Annotated in this window: 25 protein-coding genes and 1 tRNA gene; 15 read left to right on the forward strand and 11 right to left on the reverse strand. The window is 63.5% G+C overall.

The genetic code is table 11. From position 1 onward, the window contains the following. Window positions 1-16: 16 nt before the first annotated feature. The 14 genes from rpsH to D5041_RS03585 all read left to right on the forward strand — a co-directional run bounded on the left by rpsH (window position 17) and on the right by D5041_RS03585 (window position 7,324). Window positions 17-412 carry a 30S ribosomal protein S8 gene (gene rpsH / locus D5041_RS03520; protein WP_265258283.1) on the forward strand — a complete coding sequence of 132 codons (396 nt, stop codon included), beginning with the start codon at window positions 17-19 and terminating at the stop codon, window positions 410-412. Window positions 413-437: 25 nt separating this feature from the next. After that, entirely contained in the window at window positions 438-971 is a 534-nt protein-coding gene (gene rplF, locus D5041_RS03525; RefSeq protein WP_029554051.1) for a 50S ribosomal protein L6, read from the forward strand. An 11-nt stretch (window positions 972-982) separates the two neighbouring features. Further along, window positions 983-1,351 (forward strand): 50S ribosomal protein L18, encoded by a 369-nt coding sequence (gene rplR / locus D5041_RS03530; RefSeq protein ID WP_010100610.1) that lies wholly within the window; start codon window positions 983-985, stop codon window positions 1,349-1,351. Between the two features lie 17 nt (window positions 1,352-1,368). Next, complete coding sequence (gene rpsE, locus D5041_RS03535) at window positions 1,369-1,887, forward strand: 30S ribosomal protein S5 (RefSeq protein WP_010100608.1); 519 nt, start codon at window positions 1,369-1,371, stop codon at window positions 1,885-1,887. A 15-nt stretch (window positions 1,888-1,902) separates the two neighbouring features. After that, window positions 1,903-2,088 (forward strand): 50S ribosomal protein L30, encoded by a 186-nt coding sequence (rpmD, locus tag D5041_RS03540; protein WP_010100606.1) that lies wholly within the window; start codon window positions 1,903-1,905, stop codon window positions 2,086-2,088. An 11-nt stretch (window positions 2,089-2,099) separates the two neighbouring features. After that, on the forward strand, window positions 2,100-2,531 hold the full coding sequence (rplO, locus tag D5041_RS03545; RefSeq protein ID WP_265258282.1) for a 50S ribosomal protein L15: 432 nt from the start codon (window positions 2,100-2,102) through the stop codon (window positions 2,529-2,531). Window positions 2,532-2,562: 31 nt separating this feature from the next. Next, window positions 2,563-3,873, forward strand: coding sequence for a preprotein translocase subunit SecY (gene secY, locus D5041_RS03550; protein ID WP_265258281.1), 1,311 nt, complete (start codon window positions 2,563-2,565; stop codon window positions 3,871-3,873). 105 nt (window positions 3,874-3,978) lie between these two features. Continuing rightward, a complete protein-coding gene (gene rpmJ / locus D5041_RS03555; RefSeq protein ID WP_005793651.1) occupies window positions 3,979-4,092 on the forward strand; it encodes a 50S ribosomal protein L36 in 114 nt (37 codons plus the stop codon). A 23-nt stretch (window positions 4,093-4,115) separates the two neighbouring features. Next, a complete protein-coding gene (gene rpsM, locus D5041_RS03560) occupies window positions 4,116-4,481 on the forward strand; it encodes a 30S ribosomal protein S13 (RefSeq protein ID WP_010100600.1) in 366 nt (121 codons plus the stop codon). 18 nt (window positions 4,482-4,499) lie between these two features. Beyond that, the gene (gene rpsK, locus D5041_RS03565) at window positions 4,500-4,904 is read left to right on the forward strand and encodes a 30S ribosomal protein S11 (protein WP_005793662.1); all 405 of its coding nucleotides are present in this window, start codon (window positions 4,500-4,502) and stop codon (window positions 4,902-4,904) included. A gap of 94 nt (window positions 4,905-4,998) precedes the next feature. Next, window positions 4,999-5,622, forward strand: a complete 624-nt coding sequence (gene rpsD / locus D5041_RS03570; protein ID WP_010100592.1) for a 30S ribosomal protein S4 — start codon at window positions 4,999-5,001, stop codon at window positions 5,620-5,622. Window positions 5,623-5,736: 114 nt separating this feature from the next. Then, window positions 5,737-6,729, forward strand: coding sequence for a DNA-directed RNA polymerase subunit alpha (locus D5041_RS03575; RefSeq protein WP_010100590.1), 993 nt, complete (start codon window positions 5,737-5,739; stop codon window positions 6,727-6,729). Between the two features lie 103 nt (window positions 6,730-6,832). Continuing rightward, complete coding sequence (gene rplQ / locus D5041_RS03580) at window positions 6,833-7,225, forward strand: 50S ribosomal protein L17 (protein ID WP_265258280.1); 393 nt, start codon at window positions 6,833-6,835, stop codon at window positions 7,223-7,225. A gap of 22 nt (window positions 7,226-7,247) precedes the next feature. Beyond that, window positions 7,248-7,324, forward strand: a tRNA-Met gene (locus D5041_RS03585). Between the two features lie 41 nt (window positions 7,325-7,365). Here the strand turns inward: D5041_RS03585 and D5041_RS03590 are convergent. The 7 genes from D5041_RS03590 to D5041_RS03620 form a co-directional block, all read right to left on the reverse strand. After that, on the reverse strand, window positions 7,366-8,277 hold the full coding sequence (locus D5041_RS03590) for a thiamine phosphate synthase (protein WP_265283886.1): 912 nt from the start codon (window positions 8,275-8,277) through the stop codon (window positions 7,366-7,368). 20 nt (window positions 8,278-8,297) lie between these two features. Then, window positions 8,298-8,984, reverse strand: a complete 687-nt coding sequence (locus D5041_RS03595; protein ID WP_265283887.1) for a PhaM family polyhydroxyalkanoate granule multifunctional regulatory protein — start codon at window positions 8,982-8,984, stop codon at window positions 8,298-8,300. Window positions 8,985-9,021: 37 nt separating this feature from the next. Then, window positions 9,022-10,344 carry an MFS transporter gene (locus tag D5041_RS03600; protein WP_265258277.1) on the reverse strand — a complete coding sequence of 441 codons (1,323 nt, stop codon included), beginning with the start codon at window positions 10,342-10,344 and terminating at the stop codon, window positions 9,022-9,024. 71 nt (window positions 10,345-10,415) lie between these two features. Further along, window positions 10,416-11,195, reverse strand: coding sequence for an acetoacetate decarboxylase family protein (locus D5041_RS03605; RefSeq protein WP_265282285.1), 780 nt, complete (start codon window positions 11,193-11,195; stop codon window positions 10,416-10,418). Window positions 11,196-11,220: 25 nt separating this feature from the next. Then, window positions 11,221-12,174 (reverse strand): C-terminal binding protein, encoded by a 954-nt coding sequence (locus D5041_RS03610; RefSeq protein ID WP_265283888.1) that lies wholly within the window; start codon window positions 12,172-12,174, stop codon window positions 11,221-11,223. Window positions 12,175-12,203: 29 nt separating this feature from the next. After that, complete coding sequence (locus tag D5041_RS03615) at window positions 12,204-12,980, reverse strand: SDR family oxidoreductase (RefSeq protein WP_265283889.1); 777 nt, start codon at window positions 12,978-12,980, stop codon at window positions 12,204-12,206. Further along, on the reverse strand, window positions 12,977-13,735 hold the full coding sequence (locus tag D5041_RS03620) for a FadR/GntR family transcriptional regulator (RefSeq protein ID WP_265282288.1): 759 nt from the start codon (window positions 13,733-13,735) through the stop codon (window positions 12,977-12,979). The genes D5041_RS03615 and D5041_RS03620 overlap by 4 nt, the downstream gene beginning before the upstream one ends. A gap of 166 nt (window positions 13,736-13,901) precedes the next feature. On the opposite strand from D5041_RS03620, the gene D5041_RS03625 reads away from it, so the two are divergent. Continuing rightward, window positions 13,902-15,026 carry a mandelate racemase/muconate lactonizing enzyme family protein gene (locus tag D5041_RS03625; protein WP_265283890.1) on the forward strand — a complete coding sequence of 375 codons (1,125 nt, stop codon included), beginning with the start codon at window positions 13,902-13,904 and terminating at the stop codon, window positions 15,024-15,026. Window positions 15,027-15,062: 36 nt separating this feature from the next. Here the strand turns inward: D5041_RS03625 and D5041_RS03630 are convergent, their stop codons facing one another. From D5041_RS03630 to D5041_RS03645, 4 genes are read right to left on the reverse strand one after another with little or no spacing between them, the layout of a single operon-like run. Further along, window positions 15,063-15,644 (reverse strand): TetR/AcrR family transcriptional regulator, encoded by a 582-nt coding sequence (locus D5041_RS03630; protein ID WP_265283891.1) that lies wholly within the window; start codon window positions 15,642-15,644, stop codon window positions 15,063-15,065. Between the two features lie 57 nt (window positions 15,645-15,701). After that, window positions 15,702-16,946, reverse strand: coding sequence for a metal-dependent hydrolase family protein (locus D5041_RS03635; RefSeq protein ID WP_265258270.1), 1,245 nt, complete (start codon window positions 16,944-16,946; stop codon window positions 15,702-15,704). 32 nt (window positions 16,947-16,978) lie between these two features. Continuing rightward, on the reverse strand, window positions 16,979-17,479 hold the full coding sequence (locus tag D5041_RS03640; RefSeq protein ID WP_265258269.1) for a GAF domain-containing protein: 501 nt from the start codon (window positions 17,477-17,479) through the stop codon (window positions 16,979-16,981). A gap of 10 nt (window positions 17,480-17,489) precedes the next feature. Further along, window positions 17,490-18,857, reverse strand: a complete 1,368-nt coding sequence (locus D5041_RS03645) for an MFS transporter (RefSeq protein ID WP_265283892.1) — start codon at window positions 18,855-18,857, stop codon at window positions 17,490-17,492. Window positions 18,858-18,956 lie beyond the last annotated feature (99 nt).

The following is an 18,956-nucleotide window of genomic DNA, read 5'->3' on the forward strand; positions in this document are numbered from 1 at the left end:
GCAGGAGAAATTCAACATGAGCATGAGTGATCCCATCGCTGACCTGCTGACCCGCATCCGCAACGCACAGATGGTCGCCAAGACCACGGTCGTGGTGCCTTCGTCCAAGGTGAAGATTGCCATCGTCCAGGTGCTCAAGGACGAGGGTTATATCGACGGCTTCCAGGTGAAGACCGAAGCCGGCAAGTCGGAACTCGAAATTGCCCTGAAGTACTACGCGGGGCGCCCCGTGATCGAACGCATCGAGCGCGTCAGCCGTCCCGGTCTGCGCGTCTACAAGGGGTGCGACGCCATTCCCCAGGTCATGAACGGCCTGGGTGTGGCCATCGTCACCACGCCCAAGGGCGTGATGACCGACCGCAGGGCGCGCGCCACCGGCGTCGGTGGCGAAGTGCTCTGCTACGTGGCCTGACCCGCGGCAGCGAGGAGAAACCGAAATGTCCCGAATAGGAAAAATGCCCGTGACCATCCCCGCCGGCGTGGATGTGTCCGTGAAAGACGACCAGATCTCCGTCAAGGGATCGGGTGGCACCCTGCTGCTTGCGCAAAATGCGCTGGTCCAGGTGTCGAACAATGAAGGCCGGCTCAGCTTTGCGCCGGTCAACGATTCGCGCGAAGCCAACGCCATGAGCGGAACCATCCGCCAGCTGGTGAACAACATGGTCGTCGGCGTCAGCAAGGGTTTCGAAAAGAAGCTCAGCCTGATCGGCGTGGGCTACAAGGCCACCGCGTCGGGTTCCAGCCTGAACCTGGCCGTCGGTTATTCGCATCCGGTGAACGTCGAAATGCCCGCCGGAATCACGGTCGCCACGCCGACCCCGACGGAAATCGTGGTCAAGGGTGCCGACCGCCAGCGCGTCGGTCAGATCGCCGCCGAGATTCGTGCCGTTCGTCCCCCCGAGCCCTACAAGGGCAAGGGCATCCGCTATGCGGACGAAAAGATCACGATCAAAGAGACGAAGAAGAAATAAGGAGCTGCAACATGCTGACCAAGAAAGAGCAGCGTCTTCGCCGTTCGCGCCAGACCCGCATCCGCATTGCACAGCAAGGCGTTGCGCGGCTCACCGTGAACCGCACGAACCTGCATATCTACGCGAATGTGATTTCCGACGACGGCAGCCGGGTGCTCGCCAGCGCATCGACGGCGGAAGCCGACGTGCGCAAGTCGCTCGGTGGTGCATCGGGCAAGGGCGGCAACGCCGCTGCGGCCCAGATCGTCGGCAAGCGAATCGCTGAAAAGGCCAAGGCCGCGGGCGTCGAGAAAGTGGCATTTGATCGCGCAGGCTTTGCCTACCACGGTCGCGTCAAGGCCCTGGCCGACGCGGCCCGTGAAGCCGGACTGCAGTTCTAAGCGGAGCGAAACAGAAAATGGCTAAATTTCAACCCAAGGTGCAAGACGAAGGTCGGGACGACGGTCTGCGCGAGAAAATGATCGCGGTGAACCGCGTGACCAAGGTCGTCAAAGGGGGCCGCATTCTCGGTTTTGCCGCGTTGACGGTGGTCGGCGACGGCGACGGCCGTGTCGGCATGGGCAAGGGCAAGTCCAAGGAAGTGCCCGCTGCCGTGCAAAAGGCGATGGAAGAAGCGCGCCGCAACATGGTCAAGGTTTCGCTGAAGAACGGCAGCATTCACCACAACGTGACGGGGCACCACGGCGCCGCGATCGTGATGATGGCCCCCGCTCCCAAGGGAACCGGAATCATCGCCGGCGGCCCGATGCGCGCAGTCTTCGAGGTCCTGGGCGTGACGGACATCGTGGCCAAGAGCCATGGCTCCTCGAATCCCTACAACATGGTCCGTGCCACCTTCGACGCGCTGACGAATTCGACGACGCCGTCGCAAGTCGCGGCCAAGCGGGGCAAAACGGTTGAAGACATCTTCGCCTGACCGGAGGCTGCATATATGACTACGACGCAACAAACCGTCAAAATCCAGCTGGTGCGCAGCACGATCGGCACCCGGGAATCGCACCGCGCGACCGTGCGCGGCCTGGGTCTGCGCAAGCTCAACAGCGTGCGCGAACTGCAGGACACGCCCGCAGTGCGCGGCATGATCAACAAGATCAGCTATCTGGTCAAAATCCTCTGAGAGATCGGATCATGGAACTCAATAGCATCAAGCCCGCAGACGGCGCCAAGCGCGCCAGGCGCCGCGTGGGCCGGGGTATAGGCTCCGGCCTGGGCAAGACCGCGGGCCGGGGCCACAAGGGCCAGAAGTCGCGCTCCGGGGGCTACCACAAGGTCGGTTTCGAAGGCGGTCAAATGCCGCTGCAACGGCGCCTGCCCAAGCGCGGCTTCAAGTCGCAGCGGCTGCGGTTCAACGCCGAAGTGACGCTCACGGCGCTGGAGAAACTCGGCCTCGCCGAAGTCGATCTGCTGGCGCTCAAGCAGGCCGGCCTGGTGGCCGATCTGGCCAAGGTGGTCAAGGTCATCAAGAGCGGTTCGCTCAGCAAGGCCGTGAAGCTCAACGGCATCGGCGCCACGGTCGGGGCCAGGGCCGCGATCGAAGCTGCGGGCGGCAGCGTCGCCTGAGCGAAGCAGAAGCAGAAAGAGAAAGGCATCCGTGGTTACCCGTGCAGCTCAAATTGCAAAGACCGGCAAGCTCGGCGACCTGCGCCGGCGCCTGGTCTTTCTGTTGCTGGCGCTGGTCGTGTACCGCATCGGGGCGCATATCCCCGTGCCCGGAATCGACCCGGCCCAGCTCCAGCAGCTGTTCAATGGCCAGCAGGGCGGCATCCTGAACCTGTTCAACATGTTCTCGGGCGGTGCGCTCTCGCGCTTCACGGTTTTTGCGTTGGGGATCATGCCGTACATCTCGGCGTCGATCATCATGCAGTTGATGACTTACGTGCTGCCCACATTCGAGCAGCTGAAAAAGGAAGGCGAAGCCGGTCGCAGAAAGATCACGCAGTACACCCGGTATGGCACGCTGGGCTTGGCGGTGTTCCAGTCGTTGGGCATTGCCGTCGCACTGGAGAGTTCTGCGGGCCTGGTCCTGAGCCCCGGCTTTGGCTTTCGCATGACGGCCGTGGTCAGCCTCACGGCGGGAACGATGTTTCTGATGTGGCTGGGCGAGCAGATTACCGAGCGCGGCCTGGGCAACGGAATCTCGATCCTGATCTTCGGCGGGATCGCGGCCGGTTTGCCGAGCTCCATCGGCGGTCTTCTGGAACTCGTGCGCACGGGGGCCATGAGCATTCTGGCGGCCATCTTCATCGTCATCGTCGTGGCGTTGGTGACCTACTTCGTGGTGTTCGTGGAGCGGGGTCAGCGCAAGATTCTGGTGAACCACGCGCGCCGGCAAATGGGCGGCAGCAAGGAGTCCTCGCACCTGCCGCTGAAGCTGAACATGGCAGGCGTGATTCCGCCGATCTTTGCCTCGTCGATCATCCTGCTGCCGGCAACGGTCGTGAACTGGTTCAGCGCCGGCGAATCCATGCGCTGGTTGAAGGACATCTCGGGTGCGCTGACGCCGGGTCAACCCATCTACGTGATGTTCTATGCCGCAGCGATCATTTTCTTCTGTTTCTTCTACACGGCACTGGTGTTCAACAGCCGCGAGACCGCAGACAACCTGAAAAAGAGCGGAGCGTTCATCCCGGGCATTCGCCCGGGCGAGCAGACCGCGCGCTACATCGACAAGATTCTGGTTCGTTTGACCCTGGCAGGCGCCGTGTACATCACCTTCGTGTGCCTGCTGCCGGAGTTCCTGATCCTCAAATACAACGTGCCGTTTTATTTCGGGGGAACATCGCTGTTGATCATCGTGGTGGTGACCATGGATTTCATGGCCCAGGTGCAGAACTACATGATGTCGCAAAAGTATGAATCGCTGCTCAAGAAGGCCAACTTCAGGGGTCGCACGGGTGGTTGAGTTGGATATGGCTTGAACTGGCGCCCCGGAGCGGGCACAGGATTTGTGTTGATTGTGTCCCGTGCAAGCTCGCCGGGACGGATGGAAAAGTTTCAGGAGAATGCAATGAGAGTTTCGGCTTCGGTCAAGAAAATCTGCCGCAACTGCAAGATCATCCGCCGCAAGGGTGTGGTGCGCGTGATCTGCACGGATCTGCGGCACAAGCAACGGCAAGGTTGATTGGAAAGTATCAGAGGACGCATATGGCACGTATCGCTGGCATTAACATTCCGCCGCACAAACACGCGGAAATCGGCTTGACCGCCATTTTTGGCATTGGTCGCCCCCGCGCGCGCAAGATTTGCGACGCAACCGGTATCGCTTACAGCAAGAAGATCAAGGATCTGACGGACGGCGATCTGGAGAAAATTCGCGAGCAAATCGAGCTGTACACCATTGAGGGTGACCTGCGCCGCGAAACCACGATGAACATCAAGCGCCTGATGGACATCGGTTGCTACCGGGGTTTTCGCCATCGCCGCGGCCTGCCCATGCGTGGTCAGCGCACGCGCACCAATGCGCGCACCCGCAAGGGCCCGCGCAAGGGTGCGGCGGCACTGAAGAAATAAAGAGATTCAAGGATCATCATGGCCAAGTCTCCTGCCAACAACGCCGCGCAGCGCGTGCGCAAAAAGGTCCGCAAGAACGTCTCGGACGGCATTGCCCACGTGCACGCATCGTTCAACAACACCATCATCACGATCACCGATCGCCAGGGCAATGCCCTGTCGTGGGCCTCGTCCGGTGGCCAGGGTTTCAAGGGCTCGCGCAAGTCCACCCCGTTCGCTGCCCAGGTGGCGTCGGAAGTGGCCGGGCGTGCTGCCATCGACCAGGGAATCAAGAATCTCGACGTCGAGATCAAGGGCCCCGGACCGGGCCGTGAATCGTCGGTGCGCGCGCTGGGCGCGCTGGGCATCCGCATCACGTCGATCTCCGACGTGACCCCGGTGCCGCACAACGGCTGCCGTCCGCAAAAGCGCCGGCGTATCTGATTTCTCTCTCAAAGCCCACCGCCACCTGTGAACGCGCAAGCACCTCAGGCGGCTCCCGCAATGGTTTGCGGCAGATGACACAAAGGAAGTTCAAGTGGCACGCTATCTTGGCCCCAAGGCCAAACTCTCCCGCCGTGAAGGCACGGACCTGTTCCTCAAGAGCGCACGCCGCTCGATCGCCGACAAGTCCAAATTCGACTCCAAGCCGGGTCAGCATGGTCGCACCTCGGGTGCCCGCACCTCCGACTACGGCCTGCAACTGCGTGAAAAGCAGAAGGTCAAGCGCATGTACGGCGTGCTCGAAAAGCAATTCCGCCGCTACTTCGAGACCGCCGAAAGCCGCAGGGGAAATACCGGTGCGAATCTGTTGTTCCTGCTCGAGTCCCGCCTCGACAACGTGGTGTACCGCATGGGCTTCGGCTCCACCCGCGCCGAGGCGCGCCAGCTGGTGTCGCACAAGGCGATCACGGTGAACGGCAAGCCCGTGAACATCGCCTCGTACCTCGTGAGGTCGAACGACCTGGTGTCCGTGCGTGAAAAGTCCAGGCAGCAGGCGCGCGTCGTCGAAGCCCTGCAACTGGCTGCCCAGGTCGGCATGCCAGCCTGGGTGAATGTGGACGCCGAGAAGGTCAAAGGCGTCTTCAACAGGGTGCCGGACCGCGATGAATTTGGCGCCGACATCAACGAATCGCTGATCGTCGAGTTGTATTCGCGCTGATCGCCCGGTGCATATTTTTCCAGGAAACAGTCCCTGAACCGCGAAGGATCGTGGTTCAGGCGCTTCACCAGCCTTACCGGCGTAACGAGCTGGGGGTATTGAGAGGAAGTCTGAATGCAAACCAATTTGCTGAAACCCAAGGCGATCAATGTCGAGCAACTTGGTCACAACCGTGCCAAGGTCGAGCTGGAGCCCTTTGAGCGCGGGTACGGTCATACGCTGGGGAACGCCATCCGGCGTGTCCTGCTCTCGTCCATGGTGGGGTATGCGGCGACGGAAGTCACCATCGCCGGTGTTCTGCACGAGTACTCGTCCATCGATGGCGTTCAGGAAGATGTGGTCAACATCCTGCTGAATCTCAAAGGCGTGGTATTCAAGCTGCACGGCCGCGACGAAGTCACGCTGAGCCTGCGCAAGGACGACGAAGGGGTCGTCACCGCAGGTGACATCCAGACCCCCCACGACGTGGAAATCGTCAACCCGGAGCACGTGATCGCCAACCTGTCGCAAGGCGGCAAGCTGGACATGCAGATCAAGGTCGAGAAGGGCCGTGGCTACGTGCCTGGCAGCCTGCGCCGCTACGCCGACGAATCGACCAAGTCGATTGGCCGGATCGTTCTGGACGCCTCGTTCTCCCCCGTCAAGCGTGTGAGCTACACGGTGGAAAGCGCGCGGGTCGAACAGCGCACGGACCTGGACAAGCTGGTCGTCGAGATTGAAACCAATGGCGCCATCACGGCCGAAGACGCAGTGCGCGCGTCGGCCAAGATCCTGGTGGAGCAACTGGCCGTATTCGCCCAGCTGGAAGGTGGCGAACTGGCGGCGTTTGACACACCGACAGGATCGCGCGGGAATGCCTCGTTCGATCCGATCCTGCTGCGCCCCGTGGACGAGCTCGAGTTGACCGTGCGTTCCGCGAACTGCCTGAAGGCGGAGAACATTTACTACATCGGGGACCTGATCCAGCGCACCGAGAACGAATTGCTCAAGACGCCCAATCTGGGTCGCAAGTCGCTCAACGAAATCAAGGAAGTTCTGGCCTCGCGCGGTCTCACGCTCGGCATGAAGCTTGAAAACTGGCCGCCAGCCGGTTTGGACAAGCGCTAAGGGACAGGTTTTATCGGGTTTTTTACGCCCCTTCGGGGGAAACAGTGCCTCGGGCAGTACCTGATACGGCTGCCTGATCAATCACAAACAAAAGGAAAGCACCATGCGCCACGGACACGGCCTGCGTAAACTCAACCGCACCAGCTCGCATCGCCTTGCGATGCTGCAGAACATGATGAACTCGCTCATCGCGCACGAGGCCATCAAGACCACCGTTCCCAAAGCCAAGGAGTTGCGCCGCGTGATCGAACCCATGATCACGCTGGCCAAGGAAGACTCCCTGGCGAACCGCCGTCTGGCATTCAGCCGCCTGCGCGACCGCAACAGCGTGACCAAGCTGTTCGGCGACCTGGGCCCGCGCTTCAAGGCGCGCCCCGGCGGCTACACGCGGATTCTGAAAATGGGCTTTCGCGTGGGTGACAACGCTCCCATGGCGTTGGTCGAACTCGTGGATCGTGCGGCAGAACCCGAAAACCCTGAGGAAGCCGCCGAATAATAGGGTACAATCCCCCTCTTGCCGCGCGATGGAGCAGTCTGGTAGCTCGTTGGGCTCATAACCCAAAGGTCGGAGGTTCAAATCCTTCTCGCGCAACCAATAAAGCCAAACGCCCACCCCGAGTGGGCGTTTGGCTTTATTCATGGAGGAGACGCCGGCGCCATGCAGGCCATCAATTGCGCCGCCGCTGCCTCGGGGTTCGGGGCGCTGACGAGGGCCCGCACGACGGCGATGGAGCCCACGCCCGTGGCCAGCACCTGCGGGAACTGCGCGGCGCCGATGCCCCCGATGGCGACCTGCGGGTAGTTGCGCAGCAAGCGCGCATACGCGCCCAGCCGGCCCAGGCCCTGCGGGGCCGTGGCCATTTTCTTGAGCGTGGTCGGGAACACCGCGCCCATGGCGATGTAGCTCGGGCCCAGCGCGTCCGCACGCAGCATTTCGGCGTAGCCATGGGTGCTGACCCCCAGGCGCAGGCCGGATGCGCGCAGGGTTTGCCGTGCTCCGGGGTCCAGCGCGTCCAGGTCTTCCTGGCCGAGGTGGACGCCATACGCGCCGGCGTCGATGGCCGCCTGCCAATGGTCGTTGATGAACAGGAGCGCGCGGCTCCCCTGCACTGCGCGCACGGTGGCCGCCACTTCCCGCGCAATCGCCCGCGCGTCGGAGGATTTGAAGCGCAGTTGCAGCGCCGGCACCCCCGCGCGCGCCATGCGCGCAACCCAGGCGGCGTCGGGCAGCACGGCGTACAGCCCCAGGCGGTCGGGGCAGGGCGCGAAAGCCCGGGCGCGCGGCACGGCCTGCAGGCCGAAGTCCTCGGGCGCGTCCGGCCACGGCGTTGCCTGGAATGCGCCAACGCGCAGCGTGCGCGCCTGCCAGGCGCGTGCCAGGCATTGCGCGTCGTGCGCCATGAAGCCCAGCGCGCTGCACGCCCGCAGCGCCGCCAGATAGACGGGGTCTGGCGCTGCCGGCTCGGGCACGGGCTCCCGGGCGAAGCCCGCGAACGGCGCGGCGTGCTGCGCAAGAATCGCCTGCGCCATGGCGTCGATGCCAAGCATGGGTTGCCCAGCGTACCCCGTCAGGGCTTGCGCGCAGCGTTGCTACGGGGAGTCGGTTTGGCCGCGGGTTTCCTGTCCGCAACCTTCTTGGTGGCTGCGGCGGGCCTTTTGGCCGCGCTGGCGCCGGCCGGGGCGCTGCTTGCCGTCTTGCGCGCCTGCTTGGCGGGGCCCGTGGGGTGGTTCTCGGCGCTGCTGGCGGACGTGTGCCGGGTGGCGTCCTTCAGGGCATTCGCAGCGATCTGCTGGAACTGGCTGGTGAGCGCGCCCCACCATTGCATCGGATCGACCACGGCCGGTTTGTCCGCGTCCGCTGCCCCGGGCTTGGCGGGCGCTTGCACGGCGGCGGGCTCGGCCTGCGTGGCCTGTGCGGTGGCGCCCACGCTGTCTGCGGTCCTGGGCTTGTTGAAGGCATGCGCCACGTCACCCATGCTGAAGTTCATTCCCTTCAGGGTGGCCAGGGTCATCTTCTGCACCTCCAGCGCCTGGACGGTGGCGGCCAGCGCGCGGGAATTTTGCTCCAGCCAGAACTGCACCACCTTGAGTTCCTCGATGCGCTTGTCCAGCTCTTCCACGCTGAGCGTGGGCGCCACCCAGTTCGAGAGCTTGGGCAGTTGCGCGAAGCTGCTGGACGCCCCCTTGACCAAGCTTTGCAGAAAGTCGAAACCCGGGACGAATTTGCCGAAATCGAAGTTGGATGTGTCGCTCATGGCCGCTGCGCAGGAAGTGGAAGGAGTGGGTCACAGCTTACCCGAATGCATTGCGGCCGTGGGGGCCGCACCAGGGGTTTCGCAATGCCAGGATCGCAAGGATGGAAATGATGCAAAGAGCGATCAGATAAGCCACGAGGTAGGTGGACCGTCCGCCCGCCTGTTGGGTAAGCCAAGTTGCAATAAAAGGTGTCATTCCGGCTATCGTTGCCCCATTCATTTCGCGCACGAAGGCGATGCCGGTAAAGCGATAGCGCGTCGGGAACAGTCCCGTCAAGAAAGCGCCCTGTGATCCTGCCACCGTGCTGAACCCCAGACCGTAGCCGATGGTCATCGCCAGAGCCGCCAGTGCAATGTTCTTTGAATCCATCAACCAGAACATGGGCGCCGCGTAAAGCAGGATGAACAAGGTGCCCAGAGCATAAACCTTGGCATGGCCGAAGCGGTCGGATATCGCCCCCATGATGGGAGTGCAGACGATGCCGGCTATGGATGCGAGGATGAGAACGTTCAGGGCGTCGGACTGGGGAAAGGCCAAGTTGTTCACCATATAACTCAAGGCGAAGGTATTCAGCGTGTAGGTAGCAGCATTCGCGCCAGCCATGGCCAGAAAGCCGCAGAGCAGGGCCTTGGGTTGCTCACGCAGCACCTCGCCGAGCGGGATGGCGGCAGCACGCTTTTGCACATCGGCTTGGCCGACTGCCAAAACATATTCTGGAGTCTCTTCCAGGTGCTTGCGGATATATAACGCGACGACCACGAGCACGGCGGAGAACAAGAAAGGGATACGCCAAGCCCAGGACAAGAGATCTTCTTCTGGCAATTGCGAGAGCAGGCGAAAGATGACCGACGCAAGCAGCAGCCCGGCGACTGTAGCGGACAAGACAAATGCCGTGTAGTAGCCCTTTTTCCTGGTTGGAACATATTCTGCGACGAGGACCAGGGCACCTGCATACTCGGCACCGGCCCCCAAGCCTTGGAGCAGGCGCAGTATGACGAGCATGATGGGCGCCATGATGCCAATTTGCGCATGGGTCGGAAGGACACCGATGGCAACCGTCGATACGCCCATCAGCGCGATTGTAAAGATCAGCGCAGGTTTTCGGCCCTTTTTATCGCCAAAATGAGAAATGATGAGACCGCCGATCGGACGCGCCAAAAAGCCGACGGCCAAGGTCAGGAAAGAGGCCAAAGTACCAGCCGTCGGGGACAGGGACGGAAAAAATAACTTGTTGAAGATGAGGCCCGACGCCACGGCAAAAAGAACGAAATCGTACCATTCGATCACCGTCCCCACAATCGATGCCCACAGGACGCGCCGGATCTGTCGAGGGGTGATTTCGGAATGATTCAAAGGCATGCTTGTCTCCATGCGCCGGACGAACCGGCAAGCTGTTGTGAATCCGGATGATTTTTTTACGTGGGTAGGGGCTACGGCTTCAGGTAGTCGTGCAGCACAGTGCCTGGCACCAGCGTGAAATCGCCACGCCAGTAAAAACCGTCGAGCATTTCGGCAACGGGCAGTCGGTACACCGGCGCTTGCACATTCGGGCGCAGTTCGACGGTGCATGCTCCCTGCCAACATTCGTGGACGTGGATGTTGGCCAGTCGGCGCGCAGTGAGTTGGCGGATCGCGGGTGTACCGTCGATATGGTCGATCGCCTTCAGGTTGAAGTTGTTGCTGAAGTCGAGTATGGCCGACAGGGCGGAGAGTGCAGCGCGGTTTTGCTTGTAGGCAAGCGTACCAGTAACGATATCGATCCCGTTGCGTGACAGCGTACCTGCCCAGATATCGCCGCGCGCTTCCAAGCGCGGAATGCCCAGCTTTTTCGGCTGGCCGTGGATCTCGCGCCCATGCACCACCCCCACCTCTGAACTCAGATACAGGTAGGGCGAATATGCGCCAGCCAGGCCAGCCTCCGGGAGCTTGGCGCCGAACATCACGTTGGCTTCGCTGTAGGGTCCAAGCCAATCGGTGTCGTTCATCTTGTAGATGTGGATCAGCACGACGTCACCGGTGAGTTCCAGTGGGGGAGGCAACAGGCAGGCCATGGCAGCAGGGTCGGAGCGGTAGGCGAGTGTCAGCACCTCGACGTTGCGGAATTCAAATGGAAAGGGCGGCACAGTGGGTGCGTCCAGGGGTGTCGAGAAGCCGCCTGCGCAAATTTCATCGACGGTGATTCGGCGTTTGGCCGCGGTGTACTGGGACATTTGAGTCTCTCTCCATGCTTGTGCTTCAGGGCCCGGGTGAGCCGGGTACCGGACAGCGCGGCCCCTGTCCCGTCAGGATGCGCGCGATATCGGCTGCGGCGAGTTCTTGCAGCCGCATGATGGCGTGCTCGGAATACCAAGCAGCGTGCGGGGTGAGGATGAGATTGGGCGCACCGCGCAGTGGGGAGTCTGCCGGGAGCGCTTCGGTTTCGAACACGTCCAGCGCAGCGCCGCTGATGTTGCCTGCGGCGAGTGCCTGGGCCAGCGCTGCTTCGTCCACGAGTCGGCCACGCGCGGTGTTGACGATGATTGCGTCAGGCTTCATGGTGCGCAGGGTCTGCGCATTCACCACATGGGTAGTCTCGGCGGTTGCCGGTGCATGCAGTGAGATCACATCGGCGTGCCTGAATAGCGCGTCGCGCTCTACGCTGGTCGCGCCCAATTGCGCTGCACGCGCCTTATCGATCTGGGGGTCCGCCACCAAGAACCGGAAACCAAAAGGTTGTAGACGCGTGAGTACCAGGTTCCCGATTCGGCCCAAACCCAGGAAGCCCACGGTCGTTTGATCGAAAGGCTTGATGGGTTTCGCTACCGCCACGGCCTTCCAGTCACCAGCGCGAACCGATGCGTCGAGTTGCGGCAACTTGCGCAACGCAGCCAACACCATGGACACCGTATGGTCTGCCACCTCGGCAGTGCAGTAATCGGGTATGTAGCCCACGGCAAGGCCGCAGTCAAACGCGGCGTGCAAATCGATATTGTCGTAGCCAATGCCATACCGGATGACGGTAGCGCCCTGAGCCATACCGGCGATGGCGGGTGCGGTCAGCGGTGCAAACTGCACGACGGCAACATCGGCGTCTTTGACGGCCTGGGTGACGTCTTCGGCGCTTTTGCATTGACAGGCGATGAATTGCGCTCCGTGTTGCTCGGCTGCGGCGCGCTCGACGGCCACGTCGGGGAAGTTGTAGTCGGTCACGACGACACGGCGCTGCCTGCAGGAGATGCTCACAAGGCTTCCTGGGTGAAGGCAGCGAATTCAGGGTCGCGCACGTCGATTTCGATTTTTTCAATCCGGTCGCGCGCATCAGGTCCGCATAACCAGGCAACGACCGCGGCCGTTACAGTCGGCGCCGTCAGGTCACGCTGCGGGATCTTGCTGACGTCGTTGATTCCAGAATTGCGGATGAGGCCCTGCATTGCCGTGTCCGTGGGCGGTATGCCGAGCGAAAACACCCGCAGCCCCAGGGCACGGTATTCGAGTTCGGTGGCGCGCGAAAGCATTACCAACGCGGCCTTGCTCGCACAGTAGGCACTCCAGCCTTCCAAAGGCCGGTAGGCCGCCCCCGAACTCATGTTGACGATGGTGCCACGACGCTCCAGCAGCAAGGGCAGGAAAGCCCGGGTGCAACGCATGGCTCCGCCAGCGTTGACGGCCAGCACGCCTTCCCAGGCGTCAGGGTCTACCGTGTCCAGTCGCCCGATGGGCTGGATCATGCCGGCGTTGTTTACCAGTGCGGCAACGCCGCCGAATTGCCGGGTGGCAACGGTCACGGCGTGCGCCACGTCCGCCGAACTGCGCACGTCAACGGCCAGCACCCGCAACCGTTCGGCATGCGCCGTTGCCAGAGCGCTTATTTCGCAATCGATCCCGGTGTCTGGCTGAACCAGCGCCAGCACCGAGGCCCGGGCCTGCAGCAGACGGTGCACGGTGGCTGCACCGATGCCGCGGCCCGCTCCTGTCACCACCACGGTGGTGTTTTCGAGATCGGGAAGTGGGTTCACGATGGCGGGTCCTGAAAGGGTGGTTTGTGTGCTGCGTGGCGAGTCGACAGCGACTCGCGGGTGGATTGCAGGACATTGCGCATATGCAAGCGCATGGCGTGCTCGGCGGCGGAGTGGTCGTTCGCGGCCAGTGCCGTAACGATTGCGGCGTGGTCCAGCAAGCTTTGCGCAATGACCTGGCGCGACTCGGATGCCATGGTGCGAAACTCCAGGCCCAGTGTGTTCAGGCTGGTGGCAGCACGCGAAAGGAATGGGTTGGCTGCCAGCGCGTGAATATGCTCGTGAAATTCAATGTCGAGCTTGCGATACGCCTGCGGTTCCCCTATGGCTGCTCTTTGCCGCTCAATCAGATCACGCAAATGCGCGATGCTCTCCTCGGTGGCCGCGCCGGCGGCGCGTGCCGCAATGCCGCCCTCGATCAATTCGCGTGCGTCGTACAAGGCATCGACCGCCGTTTCCTCCAGCGAGAGAAAAAACTGCAGCGGACCCAGAAGTTCTTCGGCACGCAAGCTCGACACATAGATACCCCCGCCATGGTGCGTCTTCAATACGCCAAGCACGGCCAGTGCGCGAACCGCCTCACGAATCGAGGGCCGGCTCACGCCGAAAGACTCGGCCAGTTCGCGTTCGGAGGGCAGGCGGTCGCCGGCCCTCAAGTTGCCCGCGCGGACCATGCCCAACAACTGGGCGACCATCTGCTCGGAAATGGGTTCCCGCTCAAGGCGGGTGACCTGAAGAGAGTGCGCTGACGGCATGCAGATTGGAGAAGAAAGTGGGATGTGTGAGGGTCGCTCGGCAAGCCAAGGGGCTCAAAGTGGACAGGCCACATTGCCACTTGATGACTTGGCACGCGGAGTATATGCTCGCGCATCCTCGCGTCAAGACCCGATTCCACGGAATCTCAAGGAGCAAGGGATCCCCATGAAACTCGCGCGTATTCAGACCCACATCCTTCGCTACCTCGATCCGAACGACCTCCATCGCGAGCGCATGACGGTTCTCGCGCGGCTGGAAACCGGGGATGGAACGGTTGGCTGGGGCGAGGCCATCGCGATGTGGCCCGAAGCCTGCCGTGCGACCGTCCTGCTGATCGAGGAGGGTTTCGCCCCGTTGCTGCTGCAAGCCGGCGACGTGACGCCAGAGCAATGCTGGCGGAAGATGCGCGAACATAGCTGGTGGTACGGCGAGGGAGGTATCGCCTGCTTCGCGTTGAGTGCGGTCGATATGGCGCTGTGGGACATTCAGGGAAAAATGGAGGGCCGACCCCTTTCGGCGCTCTGGGGCCGGGTCCATGAGCGCCTGCCGGCCAACGCCAGCTGCCACGTGAACAAGGCCAGCCTGTCCGCCTGCATTGATGAGGCCTTGGGCTTTTTCTCGGCAGGTTTTCGCAGCGTGAAGCTGGGGCTGGGCAAGAAGTCTCTTTCCACCGTCGGCCACGACCCGGAAAGCAGCATTGCACTCGTGGCAGGTCTGCGTCGCGAGGCGGGAGGGGACGCGGAGATCCTCGTGGACGTCGGCAACGGCCTGCGCTGGGATGCCCTGACCGCAATCGATACGGTGCGACGCATGGCCGAGCACCGCATCGGCTGGATCGAGGAGCCGTTCTACCCTACGCATTTGCAGGACTACCGCGCGCTCAAGCGGGCGCTGAGCGTGCCCATCGCCAGCGGCGAGCGCGAGTGGACGGTATCGGGGTATCAGCGGCTGATCGATAGTTCCACCGTGGACGTGGTCGGCGTGGATCCGGCGCGCGCCGAGGGTATTACGGGCTTTCGGGAGATCGATCGGCGCGTCGGTGCGGCGGGGCTGACGGTGAATGCACACGCCTGGAGCACGGCGATCACCACAGCGGCCAGCTTGCATCTCTCACTGGCATCGGCAAACGCTCGGCTGCTCGAACTCAAGCCCTTCCCGGTAGCCGTGCAGCAGGAGCTTGTCGCCGAACCGGTCCGGCAGATGGACGGTTTCACAAGTCCTCTGAATGGTCCGGGTCTGGGGGTAGAGGTTGACGAGGCGGTGGTACGGCGCTTGCGCTACACAGTCTGAACACCGCAATGCGGCGGTCCACGCGCCGCCAACGCCTCACAGCGCATTGACAGCGGTGTCGATGATGTCACCCAGACGCGCGGCTCGATCGGCATCGACGTGGCCGCGACCCATGACGCGCAGGCCCTGGACCGTGGCGACAAGGAAACGTGCGAGCGCAACCGGGGATTTTTCCCGGGCGATCTCGCCGCGCTGCTGACCGCGCTGCATCAGGGCGGTCAGGGCCGTTTCCAGCGTGGCGAAGTGTTCTCCGAGCATCGCGGTGACGGTGGGGTCGCGGCCGCCCATTTCGAGCGCGGTGTTCGCGACCAGGCAGCCACAGGTGTTGCCATCGCGCAGTTCCTCTTCGGCGATGCCTTGCAGCAGAACCCGCACGCGCGCCTGCGCGCTGCCGTCCTCGGCCAATAGCACGGCGTTGCGCAGGGTCTGGCCGCGGTAGCGCCGCAGGGCATGTTGAAACAGGCCGTATTTGCTTTCAAACGTGTTGTAGAGGCTGCTGCGCGACAGGCCGGTGGCATCGACCAGATCCTGGATGGAAGTGGCGGCGTAGCCCTTTTGCCAGAACACGCGCATGGCGGTGTCGGCTGCATCGTCGGGGTGGAAATGGGGTGTGTGCATGGCAGCTGGTGTCCTGCCCCGAAAATATCATCACATGACCTCGGACGCGACCCGCGCTCACAACGCGTCGAACTCGATCACGCCCTCCTTCATGACCAGGGGGATGCGCTCGCCCTGCCCGAGCAGGCAGCCGATGTCCTTGAGCGGGTTGCCATCGACCACGAGCAGGTCGGCCAGCGCCCCTTCGGCGATGCGGCCCAGGCGTCCTTCCATTCCCAGGACTTCGGCACCGACCACGGTGGCGCTGGCGATGGCCTCTGCGGCGGACAGTACCTGCGCACGCAGGCGCAGCTCGTCGCTTTGCAGCCGCTGGGAGTCGCCGAGCAAGTCGGAGCCGAAGCCCATTTTCACGCCGGCCTGCTTGAAGATTTCCAGCGAGCGCAGGCCCGCCTCGCGCACCTCGGCCACCTTGGCCACGCTCTCCTTGGGCAGACCGTAGCGCGCACCCTCGGTCGCGAGCGCGTCGTAGGTCACCAGAGTGGGCACCGCGTAGGCGCCGGCCTGCGCCATCAGCGCCGCGGTCGGGGCATCGACCAGATTCCCGTGCTCGATGCTGCGCACGCCGCAGCGCACGGCGCGGGCGATCGCGCAGGCGGTGTAGGCGTGCGCCAGCACGTAGGTACCGCGCGCCCGGGCCTCGTCCACGACGGCGCGGATTTCGTCCTCGCAGTAGCCCAGCGCGCCCACCGGGTCGGTCGGTGACGCCACGCCGCCGGAGGCCATGATCTTGATCTGGTCCGCGCCCATCTGCAGCTCTTGCCGGGTGGCCTTGCGCACCGCGTCCACGCCGTCGGCGACGCGCGCCAGCGCGCCGACGCGCACACAACAGGAGCAATGCGGGTCGCCAAGGTAATCGGTGCGCGCGCGCATGTCGCCATGTCCGCCGGTCTGGCTCAGCGCGCGGCCGCTGACGAACAACCGCGGGCCCTGCGCCAGGCCCGATTGCACCGCCTGCCGGTGCGCGAAACCCGCGCCGCCGGCGTCGCGCACGGTGGTAAAGCCGCGGCGCAGCATGCTGCGCAGAATCGGCACGCTGCGCAGCGTGACCAGCACATTCGGCAGGGACATCTGGCGCGCCAGATCGAGCTCGACCGCGACCACGTGCGCGTGCAGGTCGATCATGCCGGGCATCACGGTCCTGCCCTTGACGTCGATGGTGCGCTGCGCCGCATGCGTGCGGATCGGGCGCTCCGAAACCTCTTTGAATACCCCGTTCTCGACCAGAATGTCGCGGCCCTCCTGCAGTTCGCCCAGCAGGGGGTCGAGCAGTTGGGCGTTCTTGAACAGCACGGTGGTGGTCATGGGAAGGTCCTTGGGCAGAGAAAAGTCGGTCGTCAGAGCGGGTTTGCCAAAATGGCCACGACGGCCAGCTGCGCGAGCACGCTGGCCATTTCGACGTGGTGCGGTGCGTACCAGTCTTGCTGGTGCAGCAGATTCAGTGTGCCGAGCGTCTGGCCTTGCCAGCGCAGCGGCATGTTCAGCACGCTCTGGCAGCCCAGCGACAGGATCAGCGCGTGGTCGAAGAACACCTCGCGGATGTCGTCGGCATTGCGGCCGATATAGGGCAGGCCCTGGACCATGACGCGGCGCATCCACGGCGTGTCGGTGATCGGCTTGCGGCCTTTGACCGGGTAGGCCTCGGGCATGTTGCTGTAGATCCGCTGCGATGCCTGCTCCGCGCGGTGGTGGACCAGGATCGTGAACAGCCGGTGACCGATGAGCGCCGCCGCCGCCCGGTCGATGGCCTCAAAGCTCGCGCGCGGCTGGCAGGCGTCGTCGTGCGCGCGGGCCACGTCGGCCAACTGCCGGAGCATGGGGTTCTCGGGGTCTGCCATCGGGTGCTCCTCAGGAAATTTTTTCTGTCGCGATGTCTTCCAGGGAGCGCCCCCGCGTTGGCACGCCCATGATCCACACCGCTGCCGAGCCCATGAGCAACGCAGCGGTCGTGGTGCCGAAGACCCCCGCGAAACCCAGCTTCGGATAGACGTAGCCCACCAGAATCGGCGCCGTGATGCCGCCGATGCGCCCGATGGCCGACGCCAGACCGGCGCCGGTTGCCCGCACCTGCGTGGGGAACACTTCCGGCGTGTACGCGTAGACCCCCGCGTAGGTGCCGTTCAGGAAGAACGACAGCAGCACGCCTGCCGCCATGATCTGCGCGTCGCCCCGGGCGAACGCCATGCCCAGCGCGGCCAGCATGCCCATGAGCATGTAGCTGACGATGGTCGCCTGGCGGCCGATCCGGTCGTTCAGCCAGGCGGCGGAAAAGTAGCCCGGAACCTGGGCCAGATACATCACCAGCGAATAACCGAAGCTCTTGGTCATGGTCATGCCGTTTTGCACCAGCAGGCTGGGAATCCAGGTAAAGAACGTGTAGTAGCTGAAGGTGATCGAAAGCCACATCAGCCACGTCATGCTGGTGGTGGGAAGGAGCCTGCGCGACAGCAGGGTCGCGTAGTTCTTCAACAGGCCGCCGCGCTCCCTGCTTGGCGGCGCGGCGGCCACGTCGTGCGGGTCCAGGGCGGGCAGCGGTTGGCCGCCACGCACGATGGCGTGCTCCATGGCGTCAACGACGGCGTCGGCCTCGGCGTTGCGCCCCTGGCTTTCGAGCCAGCGCGGCGATTCGGGCAGCACGCGGCGCCACCACAGCAGCATGAGCACCGGCGCGGCGGTGATGAGGATGACGATGCGCCAGCCGTCCTCCGACGCCGGAACGATCAGGTAGCCGAGCAGCGCGGCCGCGACGAAGCCGAACGAGAAGAACCCGGCGAGCGCGCCGGTAAAGCGGCCGCGGTAGCGGCGTGCGACGAACTCCGACAGGTAGGGCGCAATGATGACGCTCTCGGCGCCGGTGCCCAGGCCGGCGAGCACGCGCAGGACCAGGAAGCTGTTCCAGTCGTTCACCATGGCGCTGAAGAACGACGCCACGCAGTACACCGCGAGCGCCGACATCATGACCATGCGCCGCCCGATCAAGTCGCCCAGGGAGCCCGCCAGCAGGGCGCCAAAAAAGAATCCGATGAAATTCGCGCTGGCCAGCACGCCCACCTGACCGCTGTCCAGGTTCCACGCCGTGCGCAGCACCGGCAGCACAAAGGCGATGACCGCAGCGTCCATGGCGTCGAAGGTATAGCCCAGCCCGCCGATCAGCAGCAGGCGCCGGTGAAAGCCGGAAAACGGCAGGCGCTCAATGCGCGCCGAAAGGACGGTCATGCGTGTCTCCCGAAATTTCGCAGGGGGTTGGCCGATGGCATTCAACGTGCATGCTAAGGTCGAAGCGATATGGCAACAAATTTATAGTGACCATGGTGA

This window comes from Verminephrobacter aporrectodeae subsp. tuberculatae, from assembly GCF_026127385.1.
GTDB classification, from domain to species: domain Bacteria; phylum Pseudomonadota; class Gammaproteobacteria; order Burkholderiales; family Burkholderiaceae_C; genus Acidovorax; species Acidovorax aporrectodeae.